The organism is Calditrichota bacterium (assembly GCA_020637445.1).
In the GTDB taxonomy this organism is placed as follows: Bacteria; Electryoneota; RPQS01; order RPQS01; family RPQS01; genus JABWCQ01.
The window spans coordinates 507,694-524,148 of the sequence record JACJVZ010000002.1; the positions used below are offsets into that span (position 1 = coordinate 507,694).

General features: G+C 53.6%; 16 protein-coding genes. 9 read left to right on the forward strand and 7 right to left on the reverse strand.

Translation table 11 applies throughout. From position 1 onward, the window contains the following. The first annotated feature begins 7 nt into the window (after positions 1–7). Complete coding sequence (locus tag H6507_09990) at positions 8–4,819, forward strand: T9SS type A sorting domain-containing protein (GenBank protein ID MCB9369426.1); 4,812 nt, start codon at positions 8–10, stop codon at positions 4,817–4,819. A gap of 145 nt (positions 4,820–4,964) precedes the next feature. Here H6507_09990 and rfaD read toward each other — a convergent pair whose 3' ends face one another. Continuing rightward, positions 4,965–5,945 carry an ADP-glyceromanno-heptose 6-epimerase gene (gene rfaD / locus H6507_09995; protein ID MCB9369427.1) on the reverse strand — a complete coding sequence of 327 codons (981 nt, stop codon included), beginning with the start codon at positions 5,943–5,945 and terminating at the stop codon, positions 4,965–4,967. Continuing rightward, positions 5,942–7,507 (reverse strand): alpha-amylase, encoded by a 1,566-nt coding sequence (locus H6507_10000; GenBank protein ID MCB9369428.1) that lies wholly within the window; start codon positions 7,505–7,507, stop codon positions 5,942–5,944. Before H6507_10000 ends, rfaD begins: the two co-directional genes overlap by 4 nt. 129 nt (positions 7,508–7,636) lie before the next feature. On the opposite strand from H6507_10000, the gene H6507_10005 reads away from it, so the two are divergent. From H6507_10005 to H6507_10015, 3 genes are all read left to right on the forward strand, one after another. After that, the gene (locus H6507_10005) at positions 7,637–8,170 is read left to right on the forward strand and encodes an FKBP-type peptidyl-prolyl cis-trans isomerase (protein ID MCB9369429.1); all 534 of its coding nucleotides are present in this window, start codon (positions 7,637–7,639) and stop codon (positions 8,168–8,170) included. A gap of 270 nt (positions 8,171–8,440) precedes the next feature. Next, positions 8,441–8,851 (forward strand): hypothetical protein, encoded by a 411-nt coding sequence (locus H6507_10010; protein MCB9369430.1) that lies wholly within the window; start codon positions 8,441–8,443, stop codon positions 8,849–8,851. 188 nt (positions 8,852–9,039) lie between these two features. Further along, a complete protein-coding gene (locus H6507_10015) occupies positions 9,040–10,545 on the forward strand; it encodes a T9SS type A sorting domain-containing protein (GenBank protein MCB9369431.1) in 1,506 nt (501 codons plus the stop codon). An 88-nt stretch (positions 10,546–10,633) separates the two neighbouring features. Here the strand turns inward: H6507_10015 and H6507_10020 are convergent, their stop codons facing one another. From H6507_10020 to H6507_10035, 4 genes are all read right to left on the reverse strand, one after another. Further along, positions 10,634–10,957: a hypothetical protein gene (locus tag H6507_10020; GenBank protein ID MCB9369432.1), complete on the reverse strand. Its 324-nt coding sequence runs from the start codon at positions 10,955–10,957 to the stop codon at positions 10,634–10,636. A gap of 172 nt (positions 10,958–11,129) precedes the next feature. Further along, positions 11,130–11,462 (reverse strand): divalent-cation tolerance protein CutA, encoded by a 333-nt coding sequence (locus H6507_10025; GenBank protein ID MCB9369433.1) that lies wholly within the window; start codon positions 11,460–11,462, stop codon positions 11,130–11,132. An 11-nt stretch (positions 11,463–11,473) separates the two neighbouring features. After that, on the reverse strand, positions 11,474–12,061 hold the full coding sequence (locus H6507_10030) for a YceI family protein (GenBank protein MCB9369434.1): 588 nt from the start codon (positions 12,059–12,061) through the stop codon (positions 11,474–11,476). A gap of 22 nt (positions 12,062–12,083) precedes the next feature. Beyond that, on the reverse strand, positions 12,084–12,356 hold the full coding sequence (locus H6507_10035; GenBank protein ID MCB9369435.1) for an HU family DNA-binding protein: 273 nt from the start codon (positions 12,354–12,356) through the stop codon (positions 12,084–12,086). Positions 12,357–12,392: 36 nt separating this feature from the next. On the opposite strand from H6507_10035, the gene H6507_10040 reads away from it, so the two are divergent. After that, positions 12,393–12,620 carry a zinc ribbon domain-containing protein gene (locus H6507_10040; GenBank protein MCB9369436.1) on the forward strand — a complete coding sequence of 76 codons (228 nt, stop codon included), beginning with the start codon at positions 12,393–12,395 and terminating at the stop codon, positions 12,618–12,620. Positions 12,621–12,662: 42 nt separating this feature from the next. On the opposite strand, the gene H6507_10045 is transcribed toward H6507_10040, so the two are convergent. After that, entirely contained in the window at positions 12,663–12,935 is a 273-nt protein-coding gene (locus H6507_10045; protein MCB9369437.1) for a hypothetical protein, read from the reverse strand. 317 nt (positions 12,936–13,252) lie between these two features. Here H6507_10045 and H6507_10050 point away from each other — a divergent pair, with 317 nt between their 5' ends. The 4 genes from H6507_10050 (at position 13,253) to H6507_10065 (ending at position 16,446) form a co-directional block, all read left to right on the forward strand. Then, positions 13,253–14,200, forward strand: a complete 948-nt coding sequence (locus H6507_10050) for a M23 family metallopeptidase (protein ID MCB9369438.1) — start codon at positions 13,253–13,255, stop codon at positions 14,198–14,200. A 177-nt stretch (positions 14,201–14,377) separates the two neighbouring features. Then, a complete protein-coding gene (locus H6507_10055; GenBank protein MCB9369439.1) occupies positions 14,378–15,589 on the forward strand; it encodes a glycosyl hydrolase 53 family protein in 1,212 nt (403 codons plus the stop codon). Further along, the gene (locus tag H6507_10060) at positions 15,586–16,197 is read left to right on the forward strand and encodes a threonylcarbamoyl-AMP synthase (protein MCB9369440.1); all 612 of its coding nucleotides are present in this window, start codon (positions 15,586–15,588) and stop codon (positions 16,195–16,197) included. Before H6507_10055 ends, H6507_10060 begins: the two co-directional genes overlap by 4 nt. A 39-nt stretch (positions 16,198–16,236) precedes the next feature. Beyond that, positions 16,237–16,446 carry a TOBE domain-containing protein gene (locus tag H6507_10065; protein MCB9369441.1) on the forward strand — a complete coding sequence of 70 codons (210 nt, stop codon included), beginning with the start codon at positions 16,237–16,239 and terminating at the stop codon, positions 16,444–16,446. Positions 16,447–16,455 lie beyond the last annotated feature (9 nt).

The following is a 16,455-nucleotide window of genomic DNA, read 5'->3' on the forward strand; positions in this document are numbered from 1 at the left end:
CGGGAGTATGACCATGCGAAATTGGCACATCCTGTTGCTAACTCTGCTCATCAGCTTGATGAGCATTCCGGCGGCCTTCGGCGCGGCTTCTTATCGCTCGTTCATCGAGTGGAACGGACCGTACTATCACGTTCGACACGGCCTGACCGCGGACTCGAGCAGTTATTTGGACTATCAAGTAAATAGTCCGCTGCCGCTTTTCTCCACGCCGTTTTCTTCACCGACCGCAGTCGAACTGTTCGGTACGGTGTCGGCGATGCGCACTTTTGTCGTGGATCACGACCATCGCCGCGTGCAAGTTTTCGCCACGCCCGCGAACTGGAACGTCGAAGCGCTGTTCTTCAGTTCGACTCCGGTGCAAGGCAACTACGGCGGACGTTCGATCAAGTTCTCGTACGGTGAAACCGTGCAAGGCAGCGAACGTATTTGGGTCAACGGAAAATTCTTCACGCGCGTGAATTCGCTTACGGGTTACGGCGCGGCGGACTCGGTGTACACCATCGTGTACTCAGGCGTGCCGAACACCGGCGGCGTGGCGACACTTCCGCTCGGTTGGGAATTGCAATCCGACGACAGCGTGCGCGTCGAGTATGCGTATGCCACTCCTCCGGGAACCGCCGGATTGGGTGACATCGATTACGTTCTCTATCAGTCAACTCCGACCGACGTGCCGCTGCAATTGAATGAAGCGACCTCTACGACCGATCCCGCGATGACGGATCTTTCGTCGTTGGCTATCAACGCGTCCGTTCGCGCGGGTGCGGTGGTTGACCTCTATTTGGTGAATGCGCTAACCGGAGGAAACGGCACTCTTACCAGCTATGACCTCACAAACATCGGCGCGGGCGGAGTATTCTCGCATGTGGATACGTATCCCGGTATGCTGGGTCGTCCCTACGACGTTGAAATCGTCGACCGCGACGTGAATGTGGACGGCGCCGTCGCGGAAGGCACGCCATCTGGCGCCGCCAACTCGACGCTCGCGGAAAGCATTACAAACCAAAATACGTATCTCGGTCACGACTATCGCATCACGTTCGCGTTTGACACCACGACGTCCATGAACAGCATCGCCGCTCCGAACGTCCAAGAAACCGATTTGATGTGGGATGTGGAACGTGGCCGTTTGCACATGGTGATGACATCCGACAATGCTTCGCCGGGTACCGCATACTCTTACAGCGACGACTACGGTCAAACGTGGTCGACTCCCGTGACGATTTCTCCCGCGACCTTGACGGGCGTGCACGACCGTCCGCGCATCGCGATGGAAAGCGGCGGGAATCTTCACGTGGTTTATGAAGCTGTCGACGGCGGCGGCGACCGTCATATCTATTACACGGTTTCGTCCGACGGTATCACGTGGTCGACGAGCGTTTCGCTGACGTCCGCGATTACTCCGGGAACCGTCACCGAAAACCGCTATTGCAATTTGTTAGTCGACCCGTCGGACAATCTGCACCTTATTTGGTCAGGTGATGACGACGTCTATTACAAGGTCTACAACGGTTCGTGGGGAGCAGCAACGTTGATCGCCTCCGGCGGCGGCGCAGGGTTTTCCGCACCGAATGCAGTGATCGACAACATCGGCCGTATCTACATGGCCTACGTCAGTGACGTTACTCCGCCTGCGGACATCAGCTATCTGGTTTTCAACGGTGCAATCTGGGGAAGCTATGAAACGGGTGGTTTCACGGCCTCGACTCCTGATCCCGTGACGACTGCGGCGGGATTTGCCGCGGACGGCGGCGGTCGCGGTGAAGCCTTCCCGTTCCCGCAAGTCGCACTCGTTGATGAAAGCGTATGGGTTTTCTGGGCTGGAACAGGTACAGAAACATACGGCGTCGATCAGGCTCAGCTCCGTTACAACATGATCTCGTCACTCGACGGCAACTTTACCGCAGGCGCAGGTACGGCAATCACTACGGGTGATGACGTTGCGCCGCTCGCATTTAGCGTGGCTGTCGACGCCAACGACGATTTGCATGTATTGTATCCTTACGGAACAAACGTGGACCAAGAAGGTCTGCGCTACAAGAAATACACGACGGCCACGACGACGTGGTCTCCGGCTACGGCAAGCACGGGCCGCGAGATTCTCGAAGAAGGTGCAGCCGCTACTGTTTATGCGCTTGAACCGCATCTCGTGTGTCCGGAAATCGCCGGGCAGATCGCTCCTTTCATGGCCTGCGCAAAAGCCTATACGTCTCTCGGTGCCGGCTCGCCGCGCGGTTTGTTCAAAGTGATCGACGGTATCGTCTCCATCACCGACCAAACGACGCTCTCGGAAATTCAGGCATGGCGCGTGTGGACTCACGGCGTGGCGGATGCTTCCGGTATTCCCGGCCTGTCATTCACCATCTCGAACACGGCGGCGTTCGTGTCTTCGACTGATAACGTTGACGCTACGAACTTTAACCTCGGTGACTACTACGAACTCGACGGGACGCCTGCCGAAAAGAACGATATTCTGTTTGTTTCGGACACGGACAATCATCGTATCAAGGTGATTCGTGCCTACGAAAATATCGACAACTGCTTTGGCGGTGACGTGCGTTGGGACGTACCGGGTCAATCCGACGGCACGCCGGGTCAGACCTTCAAACTTGCCACGATCGGCGGCGAAGACACGTACACCGTGTGGGCGAGCACGGACAACACTCCGTGGACGATTGTGGACAACCTGCTGATTGCAGGTCCGTCGGATCGATATTGCGAAGTGGACCGTTACACTCGCGAGCTGCGCTTCGGCGACGGCGCGCACGGTGCAATTCCCGAAAGCGGCGTGTTCATTCGCGTGATGTACGAAGAATCCGTCGACGAAGCCGAGTTCGGTACCTTAGGAAGCGCGAGCGGTCAGCTCTCGTATCCTCGCGGTATCGCGGCGACGTACAACGAGAATCTTGGTGTCTACGACGTCTACGTTTGCGACACGGGCAACGACCGTTTGCAGAAGTTCTCGTACAATCCGAATTCGAGTGTGAATCCGGATTCTTGGACGAGCCCGATGGTATCGTGGATGGAAGTCAGCGGTGCTACGGACATGCTCAGTGCGCCTCAAGACATTGAAGTCGTGATGCTGAATAGCGAAACTTATCTCGTGGTCAGCGACAACGGTAACGACCGTGTCGTGATCTATAAGGACACTGAAGCCAACGGCGCAGGCGGCAACGCGGCTCCGTCGTTTGTCGCACAAGCCGGAACGATGTCAAACATGCTGAACGGTTTCGTCAATCCGATGGGACTTGGCGTCATGGCTGAAGACAGCGGCTTGGTGATCATGACCGCCGACGCGGACCGTGATCAAGTAATCAAAACCGTGCGCCGCGATTGGCTTACGGAAATCGGCAGCGACAGCACCGACGGCTCCGACAGCACGAACGTGACTCCGGAGCTTGCCATTCTCGACGGTCTCGACAATGACAGTTACCTGCTCTTGCAGCCGGGCGCGATTCGTACGCTGCGTATCGTGATGAACAATCCCGATTCGTTGATGTCGGTGCGCGCGTCCTGCACGTTCCCGGCGAACATGATTCAGGTATTGAATATCAGTGAAGGTAATTTGTGGAGCGGCGAACGTTTCACGAACACCGTGTTCCTGACGGACGTCGACAACTCCGCCGGAACGATAGACATTAACGCCGCGATGGTTGGCGACGACGACGGTCTTTCACTCAACGGAGAACGCGTCGTGGCGACGATCACGGTGCAGGCTTTGGCGGCGATGGCCGTTCCGGGTTCGGGAGCGATCAGCTTTGCGAACGACACGGATTTGCGCAGCGTCGGCAATGTGCCGGTGACCAACGGCGTGCGTTCGGGTATTACCCTGCGTGCAGGCTATCTTGCGGATATCGCGACGACGAGCGGCTCGCCGGGCAGTGCACCGAACATGATTCCGGAGCCTGACGGCCAGATCAACTTCGCCGACGTGAATGTGTTTACGCAGGGTTGGAACGGCGACGGCATCGATTTTGATCCGATTTCGGATATTGGACCGTACTTGGGTTCGACTGTGCCGGATTTGATTGCCAATCCCGACGGTGGTTTGGACGCCTACGACTTGCTTTCGCTGTCGACGATGTACGCTTGGTACAACAGTCAAGGTGCTGCGTCGGCTTCGCGTGAAAGCGGTGACAATGCGTTGGACGACACGGGTGCGCTTGACGTGACCTACGTTTCGACTGAGAATTCGACGGTTGTTGCCATCAACGTCAACAACGCCGAGCAACTGACGACCGCGCATCTTGTGGTGGACGTGCTCAATCCGAACGCGGTGATTACGAATATCGAAGAAGGCGATCTGCTGCGCCGTGGTGCACAGACGATTTTCCTGTCGCATCGTGACGGTGCGAATGCCGATATCAATATCGGCCGCTTGAGCCGTACGCAGCCGGGAGTTTCCGGTCGCGGAACTTTGGCCATCGTCGAATTGAATCTGGCGAACGGTGAACAGCCCGTCGTACGCGTGCGCTACGAATTGCGCGACAGCGAAAACAACCTCGCCGGATTGGGCCAGACCAGTGAAGTCAACTCGGCGGTGCCGATGGAATTCGGTTTGCGTCCGGCGTATCCGAATCCGTTTAATCCGAGCACGACGCTCTCGTTCGTGCTGCCGGAAGCCGCGGATGTTTCGCTGCGTGTGTTCAACGTGATCGGTCAAGAAGTGGCCACGATTGTCAACGGCCATCTGAATGCAGGTGAACATACGATGATCTGGAACGCGGAATCGTCCAAGTCTGCGTTGACGACGGGCGTGTATTTCCTCCGTCTCGAAGCGTTGGGCCGCACGAGCCTGCAGAAGGTCATTCTCTTGAAGTAAGTACATTGTTTCGCCGAGCGGGGATTAAGCGCGTCAGCGCGGTTCCCCGCCGGAATCAGATTTCGTCATCTGCCTTGAAAAAAGAAACGGGGCGGCTCCTGAGAGGGCCGCCCCGTTTTCTTGTTGAGAGAAAAGTATTTGCGAGCTACACGTCCGCCAAATACCGCGAGTCTTTGTCCATGTAGTCGCGCACGTAGCTTTGTACAAACTCACCGAATCTATCCGTGAACTTGGGCAGACCCGCTGCGTAGAATTTGCTCATGTCCGCGCAGGTTTCATACTGATAGCGGTTGCGTAAGTCTTCGGGCATCGGGAAGTACTCGATGTTCGCGGGTTTGTTCAATGCTTTGAAGACGTTTTCCGCGAGCTGATTGTACGTGTGCGGAGTACCCGTGCCTAAATTGAAAATACCGTTGACTTGGGGTTTGTCCAACAGGAATTTGATGCCCGCTAAGACTTCGGCGACGTGAATGAAATCGCGGCGCTGCTCGCCGTGTTTGAAATCGGAGCGGTGCGACTCGAACAGTCTGACTTTGCCGGTGTCGCGTACTTGCGGGTAGGCATGCAGGATGACGCTGGCCATGCGCGCTTTGTGGTATTCGTTGGGACCGAACACATTGAAGAAGCGCAAGCCTGCGACTTGATCCTGTAATTTGTGCTCGAGCACCCACATGTCGAACATCCACTTGGAAAATCCGTATGCATTCAACGGACGAAGTTTGGGAGTCAGATCGTCGCTGTCGGAAAAGCCTAACGAGCCGTCACCATAGACTGCGGCGGAAGATGCGTAGATGAAGCGTGCGTTATTGGCGAGCGACCATTGACAGAGAATCCGCGAGTATTCGTAATTCCACGTGGCCAGAAAATCGACGTCCGTTTGAGTGGTGTCCGCGCATGCGCCCATGTGGACGACGGCGGTGATCTCTTTGGCCCAATCGGCGACGTCCAACGCATCAAACAAATCTCCGCGATCGACAAACTCTTTGAATTTGAGACCGCGGAGATTCTTCCATTTATCGGTTTTGCCGAAGCTGTCGGCGAGAATCAAATCCGTCAAGCCGCGCTGGTTCAATGACCAGACGACCGCGCTGCCGATGAATCCCGCTGCTCCTGTGATCAGAATCATCGGACGTGTTCTTCTCCCGGCTTGCGTTCGGCAACCATCCGCGCATCGCGAAGCATCGCCGACTCATGTTCATGTTCACTTTCGTCAGTCACCGCAGCGGCGTCGCGCACTTCGCAATCGAAGGCGTGCGCTTCCCACGGTTCCAAATCCAAATATATTCCCCGCATCATCAATTCCACGCCGTCGCGAATATAGACTTTGTCCGACAGCATATCGCGCAGGATGACCTCTTTGCCTTGAAGATTTCCGAACGACAAATCCACCCAACACTGGCTGCGGTAATCGGCCCAATTGACAAAGACACGCAAGTGGCGGTCGTCGTGGTCCCACGCGTGCGACAAAATTTGCCAATGCGATTCGTTGCCTTGCCATGCTTGACGCGGATGCAAAAATTTCCATGAGCCGTTCTTTCTTGCTTCATGAGCAACAATCGGCATCAGCACATCGTAGAATTCCGCAATCTGCGGGTCGTGCTTTTCGTGCGGCATGCGATTGAGCTGCACCGGAGCTTTTAACTTCGCTCCCGAAAACTGCCCTTGATAGAACAAATTCGCGGACGGCAACGTGAAAACCCACGTCGCCGCGGCACGGTGCGGCAGAAACGACAGTCGCGAGGCGATGCGTTCTTCATCGTGATTCTCAAGGAATCTCACACGACGGCGGTGCTTGGCTTCGTCGTAATCGAACTGCACGCGCGAAAATCCGGTCGGGCCGGTCGCCCAGTCCACCGGGTCTTTGTCGTACGTGTAATCAAATCCCATCTCGTTGAGTTCGAGATCGAGTCCCCAATACACTTCGGCGATCAGGATGAACTCGGGATATTTCTCACGGACTTGGCGAATCGCGTTGGGCCAAAACTCGCGCATGTCACCGCCCCACGTCTTCGTGAAGATGTGCGACAAGACCAGCATCGCCATGTCACAGCGAACTCCGTCGCAACGCGACGCCACCGACAGCAATTCATTGGCGACGGCAAGCTGCGTGTCGAGTTTGCGCATGTCGGGCTGTGCCGTATCCGACCACGCGGGGAAATAGGGATCGCGGCCGTGCGCGATCACTTTGGGACCTTGCTCTGTTTCGACTCCAAACCACGTCACCGGATCGCGACGCAAGTCTTCTTCCGTTCCTTGCACGTAGTACTCAGGATGTGACTTAATCCATGGATGGTCACAAGCGGTGTGGCTGGGAACGAAATCCAAGATGAGTTTGATGCCGCGCGCATGCAAATTCTCTCGGAATTTTTTCAGGCCCTCTTCGCCGCCGAGCTCCGGATTGACTTCGTATCCAATCAAGGCATAGGGTGAGGCCACGACGTCATCCGGCGTCCAATCCGGCAAAACCGCGGAATAGTCACCTTTTAGACCTTCGTGAGTCCGGGCAATTTCGCGAGATGCCGGGCTGGGTTTCCAGATACCCATGAGCCAAATTGCTTCAACGCAGCGCGACTGCCAGCGGTCAAAGTGCTCGGCACCAACGTCTCCAAGAGAGACGGTTTTGCCTTTCCCCAACCGTTGCAGCCAGAGCCGGGTATTTATTTCAAGTATCGTCCGGCACGATTTCATCTCCCGCGCGCCTTTCACAAATAATAGTAACAATGAGTTGCACCCGCTTGGTGCATTTCTTATATTACGGCATTAGAGGCTGAAAAACAAGGCCATGTTTTGTTCACAATTTCACGAAAGTTGTTTTGAATGTTGATCTTACGTGCTTGCACCATTTTGGCTCTGGCTATTGTCCTCGGATGTGGAGGCAACAAACCCGCCGATGCCGCGAAATCCACTGAAACCGAGAAGAAGACCGAAACCGTGAAGAAAGAAGCTCCCCCCGCTCAAGAAAACCCTGCCGGACCGGCTATGTGGAAGGTCTCCGGTGATACCGTTACTACCGCTTCAGGCCTCCAGTATCTTGTGATGCAGGAAGGTTCCGGCGATGCGCCCAAGACCGGCGACCTTGTGAAGGTTCATTATTCCGGCTGGTTTACCGACGGCAAGAAGTTTGACAGCTCCGTTGACCGTGGAACGCCGTTTGAGTTCCCGCTGGGACAGCGCAAGGTCATCGCGGGTTGGGATGAAGGTGTGGCTCTGATGAAAAAGGGCGGAAAGACGCAGTTCATTATTCCCGGCAAGCTGGCCTATGGCGAGCGCGGATATCCCGGTGTGATCCCGCCGAATGCGACGTTGATTTTCGACGTCGAACTCATTGATTTCGGCCCGATGCAGAAGTAATTGTAATCTTCGCCGTTGTGGGTTTCCAAACCCGCAGTGGCAAAATGGTCATAAAGAGGCGAGCCTTGCGGCTCGCCTCTTTTGTAAGTTATCCAAACTTAACCAGACTTTTGCGCGGCGAAATGGAGGCCTGTTATCATAAGACTTAGCGGGTCTGGAAAACTTTGTGATCTTGTGACAGAAGACTTGACAATATACGGGGGGGGGGTAGTATATTGAAGGTGCCCTCGGTGCACTTCGCCCGAGGTAACCAGATTAGGGAGTGGAATCATGAAGCGGACAATCGGAATCATTGTGACGGTTGCTCTGATCGTTGTTTTGTTGCCTAAGTTGAATGCTTGGGACCAAAAGGACTATTATTCGGAAGACGGGGGCAACGTCGTGTACTTCACGCCTGCGTACAGTGGCAATCACTATGTTTACGCATACGCGACTCTAGGAACACAAGCTACGTCTCAAATAGTACAAAATGGACAACTGAGGGCTCAGGCACATATCTATACAAGCACTGGCGAAAGGGCAAAGTGCGATTCGAACTCTGTTCAAATTGGCGGTGGTGCAACAAAATATGAGTCGAGCGCGGTCGTTGCAGCAGGAGGCGAAGCTACATGCATCGGCTACGATCACAATAGTACGTACTACACATATCGGGCCCTTTGCCCGCAAAATCCCGCACAGTAGGCAGAGTGCCAATACGAACCTGCAAAGCCATTTTTTGTTGCTTGATTCTGCTATTGGGTGTCTTCGGAAAGGGATTTTGCACAGTCATCGAGGTTGACACAAATCACTCGTTATCAAGTGCGATCAGGACGACAAATCCAGGCGATACGCTTTGGCTGCGTGATGGAGTCTACCGAGAGAATGTTAGAGTGCTAAACCACTCAGTTGTGCTCGCAAGCGGGTATTTGTTCGACGGAGACACAAGCCATATCACGAGCACAATCATCGAGGCAGAAACCACTGACCTTGACAGCTCAAGCTGTATAATTGTTTCGTTGCCCACGACCGACAGTCTGACAGTAATCGGGCTCGTGATTAGGGGTGGGCGGGGAACGACTTGGCATGGTCCTTCGGATGATTGGGTCGCGGGCGGAGGGATCTTCGCCGATGCCAGTCGCGTGTGCATTGAGTATTCACGAGTAGTGGATTGCCGCGCGCAACGCGGCGGCGGGATCGCCAATCTGTCGCTTGATCCCGATTCTGCAGAAGGTTCGTTGCGTCTGCAAAGTTGCAAAGTGCAGAATTGTTATGCGGAACTCTATGGTGGGGGAGTTTTCACATTTCAGTCTTCTGCTGACTTGCAGTTTTGCACAATGGCGGCATGTACTTCTCAACAGTCCGCAGGTGGAGTTCACACGGGTGGATTTGCCACAATGAACTCCTGCACTCTGAGGCAGTGCGGAGGTATTTGGGGAGGAGCAATGCTGGAAAGCCACAACTCTATTGTCGAGAATTGCCTGTTCGAAGAAAACGGCAACCCGCAGTCATCTCAGTTTTTTGGATCGTGCAACCTTCTTGTCGCAGGGAATGTCATCACTCGACATTGTATTTTTCGCAACAACACTACAAATGACGCTGCCGTGGTAATTCACGATTTTCCCCGTTTTGGAATACCATTCTTCTTCGGAAATGTTATCGAATTTCACACTATGACAGACCGAATTGGTGCGGTATACTTGTGGAATTGTCAAGGTGAGTTTTCATATAATGTCATGAATGGTTGTTATGCGCAGAGGGGAGCCAGTATTGTTCCATCCGGATCTGTGTTTTTCCATCACAACGCATTTTGGGGAAATGGGCAGGATGGGAACGATGGGGGTTCCGTATTCTGTTTCAACAATCAAGGCTTGACACCGGGGAGAATCGATTCAAACATGTTTGAGGGAAACATCGGTACAGTCTTCTACCGGGACAACTCGATTCCCAATCCCCCGACTCTCAATGCTCGCAACAATTGGTGGGGAGACGCAAGCGGCCCGTACCATCCGGTTTTGAATCCTGACGGGCAAGGCGACACAATCCTGATTACCGGAGTGGAGATTGAGCCTTGGTTGACGGAACCGCCCGATACAACGTTGTCCGGTGTTGATCCTCGTTCACTTCCGCAATTGGGTTCAACGTGGAAACTGCTTTCCGTTTATCCGAATCCATTTAATTCAACTTTGCGGATCGAATTGGCTGGTTTCACTGGCATGGATTTCAACCTTTCGTTGTATGATATTTTGGGACGAAAACAAACTGAGTTACACTCAGGCCGGCTGTTCGGCGGCACGTTGACTTTTGAAGCTCCCGTTGCGCTGGCCAGCGGTATCTACTTTTTGCGTGCTTCGGACGCGACTACTGCAGAAACTCGCAAAGTAGTTTTCATGAAATAGCATTGGGTCCGACCCCCGCCAGTAGAGGAAAATCAAAAGAGGCGAGCCAAACGGCTCGCCTCTTGTTTACGGGCAAACTTAAAATCAATTATGATGTGGCGTGCGGCGCGCGCTCATTTTGGAGGCGGGCCATTTCATCTTGATAGTAGCGGACGCGCTGAGTTAACTGGTTGACGACCGGATGGTCAGGCTGGACTGTTTCGCCGTGCGCAAGCATCTCGAAGCACTTCTCGCCCAGAGCTTCCTGCGCCGACCTCAAGCGACGTTCGGTCTGGAATTCGTCCATACGAATCCTGCCGTGGCGGGCCAGCTCGTCGCCTTTGTCTTTCCAGTCCTTCAGTCCCCCAATCACCGTTTCGCGCACGTCCTCCCACAAGTTCTTCCCTTGCGGATTTGTGACAGTCGGTGGCATTTCATTCACCTTCTTTCAGGTTTGTCCTTGTTCCTCTATTACACGAGTCAAATACCGAGAGCGTTCCGCCAGTGTGAACGCTGGACTGGCGCGAAGGCTTCACGGTTCTCGTGGGCAACCCCTGCCGGAGGCAGGGAGGTAGTAAGCACAGAGAGCAGGATTCGGCTTGAAATCAGAGCCCGACTTCTTTCATCAGCCAAGCTCTATAGGCTTCGCCGATTTCATTCACTTGAAATACAAGCAATTCCGGGACCGAATAGGGATGCTCGTCCTCGAAATATCGTTCAATGTCATTCAATCGCGAGTGATGGGTCTTAATCAATAGCACGATTTCAGGATTGTCCGTGACTTCTGTGGACTCCCAACGATACATCGCGTGCCCACCCGGCAATCTTGTCACACAAGCCGCGAGCTTTTTCTCCAGCAACCCTCGCGAAAACTCGACGGCTTTCACCTCATGATCAATCGTCGTCAAGATCAAAATCTCGCCGTGTCCTTTGGCCATACCTCTCCCTCCTATTTGGTAAATTGCAGTTCTACGGTGATCTCCTGCTTTTCAGCCAATTTCATGAACAAGAAATCCGGCCTGACCATTCCATGATCCATCAAGAACAGGTTCCATTTATAGTACGCCGTCAGGACATTTAGGGCTGGATCATAGCTCAATGTGCCCAACATCTCATAGTCTTTCTTAACTCCGCGCAGCTCAAGAGTTCCGCGAATCAGAGTGTTTGACGTCCCGCCGGCCGAGATGTCCGGGGGCTCAGCCGTGACAATGGACTTGAGTGTGAAGGTAGAATATGGATATTCGTCCGTATTCAAGTGGTTCACCCGCATGTGCTGGTTGCGCAGGGACAAGCCGGTATCGAGCGAACGCATGTCAACGGATACGGACCCGCTCGCATTTGATGTCAACTTCTGCAAATCCACAGAGAGGGTTCCGCTCATCTCCGATGCTTTGCCGACGATCTTCTCCAACGCTGCGTTGGAGACGAACTGCACAAGCTGCTTGCCCCCTGTTGCCTCAAGAGAGAATTTCGTATTTTCTGCTTGGCTGGAACCGGCGAGCAAAATCAGAGTTGCAATCAATACTAAGGTTTTCATTCAGCCTCCGGGGCATCGCTGTTCAGCGAACCATCTCTTCAAAGCTGGGAGCGGGAACGAATTTCGGAAATTTGTGTGCCGGACGAACCTTGGGTTTGCCCGGTTTGGGGTTAGCATAGGTACGTTCCTTGCGTTCTGCAAGATAGAACGACCCGAAATTGGTCAGTGACACTCGGTCACCGTCCCAAACGGCATCTTTGATTGTGTCAATTACCGTGTTTAGAACTTCTCGCACGGTTTGTTCCGGCAGGGCGGTTTTGGCGCACAGTGCGGCCACGACTTCCCGATTTGTCATTACTTTTACAATTCCTTTATTAACAGAGGCAAAACGATGCCCATATATGAATACAAATGCGAAGCGTGCGGAAATGTTCTGGAAATCCTGCAGTCGAGCACGAAAACTCAATCTGAGGGGTTTTGTCCGCATTGCAATGCGGTCCGCAATCTAACCAAAATATTCTCGTTAACAGCTGCTCCGCAAGGATCTGGTTCTGATAGCTTTGCAAGCTCGTCTTCAGGTGGCGGCGGATGTGGATGCGGCGGCGGCGGCTTCTCTTGAGCGGGCTGATTAAGGATCAGGTTGATCCTTCGCCCCAACAAACTACTTCATCCGCTTCTTCAATTCCTCAATAGCAGTTCGAACCCCCGGAAACTCCTGATCGTCCCTCACGGGCGGGACGGGACTGGTCGGCAAGTCGGCTTCTACGAGTTTCTTTGACCGAATCAAGATCATCCCGGGTTTGACCTGTTGCTCCGTTGTTACAATCTCAAAGTCAAGAAAATCACCCTCTTTCAGCCCAGTGTGTTCCACTAACCGCTGCGGGAGGGTGATCTGATTCTTTGGGCGAATGCGTGCTGAGAGTCTCTTAGCCATGAGAGTAAGTTTTTCGGATTTTCCAACTAAGTCCAAGATACACATTAGCATTGACCCAAGCAAGTTGTGTCGGGTCAACATGAATGTTGAGAAACTTGGTCTCACTTTTGCAATAATATGCTTGACAAGTAACTATTTTTTTGTTACTTTCACGCAACTTTGTGAGAAGAGTTGCAAAGTTAGTAACGTGTTTAGAAACAGATAATTAAAGCACTTGATTGCGGTGCCGGATGTTATAGAGTCCTCCAAGGTGCTGCAACAACTGGGGTCCCGCATGCAATTTAACCCCAAAATGTAGTAGTGCAAAGATTTTTTGAATGGCCAATCGTAAGTTTTCACTGATTCTCCTCTCGCACGACCTTAGCAAAAAGGTCGAGTTTACGTTCTCGCGAGCCAAAGCTAAGGCACTGATCGCTGGCTTGGTCGCGAGCTTTTTGTTGTTCAATGGAGTGACCGGTTTTCTGGCGACACGGGTTGTCAGCGATGCGGACAAGGCGAAGTTGGAAGCCGAGAATCAGGCGTTGCGCGATCAGTTGGCCAAGTTTGATACAAAAATCGAATCGGTTGAGCAGAAGCTCTCGACTTTGGCAGAGACTGACAATATGCTCCGCTTGATGGCGGACTTGCCGTTGCTGTCGGAAGATGTGCGTGAAGTGGGCGTCGGCGGTACGGCTGAGATTCTTCCTCCCGGCCCGATTGTTCCTGAAGCACAAGAGATCGGCGAAGTGCTCAACAAGCTCGACCGCGAGCTCGAATTGCAGAAAACCAGCTTCCGCGAGATTCATTCGAAACTCGAGCAAAACGCCAAACTGCTTGAGCATCTGCCGACGCTGCGTCCGTGCGAAACGGGTTACTTCTCGTCGGGTTTCGGTGTTCGCAGAGATCCGTTTACCAAGAAGCCGACGCATCATGACGGGCTCGATATTTCCGCGCCGCGCGGAACTCCGGTCATGAGCACGGCTGCCGGAACGGTAGTGTACGCGGGCCGCTACTATAATTATGGCCAGTTCATTGTCGTGGATCATGGCGGCGGTTACCAAACAGCTTACGGACACTTGCACAAAATTATGGTGCGCAAGGGTCAGAAAGTTACAAAGGGTATGGTGATCGGGCAGGTCGGTTCGACGGGCCGTTCAACCGCGCCGCATGTACATTACGAAGTTCGTGTCAACGGCGTGGCGGTCAACCCAATGGATTATGTGTTCGAAAACACGGACACGTTCCCGGGCTTCGCGGCGCAGACTGCTTCGGACAGTAACCAATAGACCAGCCTACTTTGATTTTGAGCCCGAGGCGAACTGCTTCGGGCTTTTTTTTTCTTTAAGAACTTGCAAAGACGGGATTTGAGGGTTACATTAGGCGATATGCGATTGGCGGCACTGCTTCTCTTTTGCGTAACATCATTGGCCCAACCGCTGCGGTGGGCGTGCGACCTCTCTTTTGTGCCGAAACTGGAATACAATGGTGCAATCTACAGCCGTGACGGAATTCAGCGGACTGGATTAGAAGTTTTTCGAGCGGCGGGGTTTGACGTGTTGCGCGTCAGGCTTTGGCATACTCCGACCGAGTCATGGCAAGGCATTGATTCCGTGTTGGCTTTTGCGCAACGAGCCGATATTTTGGGCTACAAGATTCTGCTCGATATTCACTACAGCGACACGTGGGCGGATCCCGCGCATCAGACGAAACCACTTGCGTGGCAGAGTCTTTCCTATGTGCAATTGTTGGATTCGATGTACTTCTACACGAACAACGTCGTGCGCAGATTTCGCGATGCGGACGTCGTGCCGGAATTCGTACAAATAGGAAATGAAATCGGCGCCGGGTTTTTGTGGGATACCGGGAGAGTCGGGGGAGCGTGGGATACACCGCAGCAATGGACTCAACTTGCATCGTTGCTTGATACTGCGGCGGCGGGTGTGCGGGATAGCTTGCCCGAAGCGGCGTGGCCGAAAATCATTCTGCATCACCAAGAAGGCGGGAACTTTGGTGCGTGCCAGTGGTTTTTCGAGCATCTTGATGCCGAACAAGTCGACTATGATATCATCGGTCTTTCGTACTACCCGTGGTGGCACGGCTCGCTTGACGATCTCAGCAACAACCTTGAGAATCTTTATACAGAGTTCGGCAAAGAAGTCTACATCGTAGAGACGGCCTATCCGTGGATGACGGGATGGTGCGACGATACGGGGAACATCGTCGGCGATCAAACTTCACTGCTGCCGGCCTATCCTGCGACGGAAGCGGGACAGGCTTCGTACTTTTCCGAGCTGGCACAGAGATTACTTGCGGCTCCGCATGACGGCGGGCCGCTGTTGTGTCCGTGGGAGCCTGCTTGGATTCCGACAAACGATTTCGGAAGCGCATGGGAAAACTTGGCGTTCTTCGATTGCGACGGAAATGCGCTGACCGTTTTCAGTATTTTCCCGGGGCTTGCTCCCGCTAAGCTGACGGTTGCGGTGATTGGCAGTGACGTCGAGTTGCGGTGGCCGGACGACGCAAACCCGTTCTACAAACTTTACGCAAGCAATCAGAGTGGCGGGCCGTACGGCGAGTTTCTCGGCTCCACGTCAAACAGAACATGGTTGTTGACAGGCGAAGTTGAACAGCATTCCACACGATATTTTGTTGTAACAGGAAGCCCGACTCCTTGATTTACGAAACACATCCCGACAATCCGAATCCGCGCGCGATTCAAAAAGCAATCGAGGCGCTCGAACGGGGCGAACTAATCGCGTACGCTACCGACACGGTGTACGGCTTGGGCTGCGACATTCACAGCAAAGCCGCGATGGAGCGTGCGCTTTCGGTGAAGGGGTATTCCAAGTATCATGCGCTGTCGTTCTTGTGCGCGGATTTGTCGGACATCAGCAACTTCGCCAAAGTCGAGACTCCCGTTTATAAACTAATGAAACGGTGTTTGCCCGGACCGTTCACGTTTATTCTGCCTGCGACGCGCGACGTGCCGAAATTGCTCTTGACCAAACAAAAAACAGTGGGGCTGCGCGTGCCGGATCATCCGGTATGCCGGGATTTGCTGAAGGCGTTCGGCAGACCGATACTTTCTACGTCGATGACGGACCGCGAAGGCGATCCGATGCTCGATCCGAGTGAGATTTTGCACCACTGGGGCGACGTCATCTCCGTGATTTTGGACAGCGGAGTTTTGGACAGCCAAACGTCAACGATTGTAGATTGCACGGACGCGAACGACCCCGTGATTCTGCGTGAAGGCAAAGGGGATATCAGCTTAATTTATTGAGCCTGACTTTAGATACAAACCAACGAAAAGGAGCACAAGATGAAATACGGAGCCAAGAACCAACTCTCTGCACACGTAACGGAAGTAAAAACCGGCGACGTCATGTGCCAAGTCAATTTGGAAGTCGACGCAAAGGCTGCGATGAGCTCGGTGATGACCGTAGATTCACTGAAAGAACTTGGTATTCAAAAAGGCGACAAGGTGAAAGTCGTCGTGAAAGCCATTCACGTCTTGTTGGTCAAGGAATAAGCACACTCC

Bases quoted from the DNA above. Each gene is read 5' to 3' on its own strand.
- H6507_09990 (MCB9369426.1), top strand. From the start codon at position 8: ATGACCATGCGAAATTGGCACATCCTGTTGCTAACTCTGCTCATCAGC.
- rfaD (MCB9369427.1), bottom strand. From the start codon at position 5,945: ATGATTCTGATCACAGGAGCAGCGGGATTCATCGGCAGCGCGGTCGTC.
- H6507_10000 (MCB9369428.1), bottom strand. From the start codon at position 7,507: ATGAAATCGTGCCGGACGATACTTGAAATAAATACCCGGCTCTGGCTG.
- H6507_10005 (MCB9369429.1), top strand. From the start codon at position 7,637: ATGTTGATCTTACGTGCTTGCACCATTTTGGCTCTGGCTATTGTCCTC.
- H6507_10010 (MCB9369430.1), top strand. From the start codon at position 8,441: ATGAAGCGGACAATCGGAATCATTGTGACGGTTGCTCTGATCGTTGTT.
- H6507_10020 (MCB9369432.1), bottom strand. From the start codon at position 10,957: ATGCCACCGACTGTCACAAATCCGCAAGGGAAGAACTTGTGGGAGGAC.
- H6507_10025 (MCB9369433.1), bottom strand. From the start codon at position 11,462: ATGGCCAAAGGACACGGCGAGATTTTGATCTTGACGACGATTGATCAT.
- H6507_10030 (MCB9369434.1), bottom strand. From the start codon at position 12,061: ATGAAAACCTTAGTATTGATTGCAACTCTGATTTTGCTCGCCGGTTCC.
- H6507_10035 (MCB9369435.1), bottom strand. From the start codon at position 12,356: ATGACAAATCGGGAAGTCGTGGCCGCACTGTGCGCCAAAACCGCCCTG.
- H6507_10040 (MCB9369436.1), top strand. From the start codon at position 12,393: ATGCCCATATATGAATACAAATGCGAAGCGTGCGGAAATGTTCTGGAA.
- H6507_10045 (MCB9369437.1), bottom strand. From the start codon at position 12,935: ATGGCTAAGAGACTCTCAGCACGCATTCGCCCAAAGAATCAGATCACC.
- H6507_10050 (MCB9369438.1), top strand. From the start codon at position 13,253: ATGGCCAATCGTAAGTTTTCACTGATTCTCCTCTCGCACGACCTTAGC.
- H6507_10065 (MCB9369441.1), top strand. From the start codon at position 16,237: ATGAAATACGGAGCCAAGAACCAACTCTCTGCACACGTAACGGAAGTA.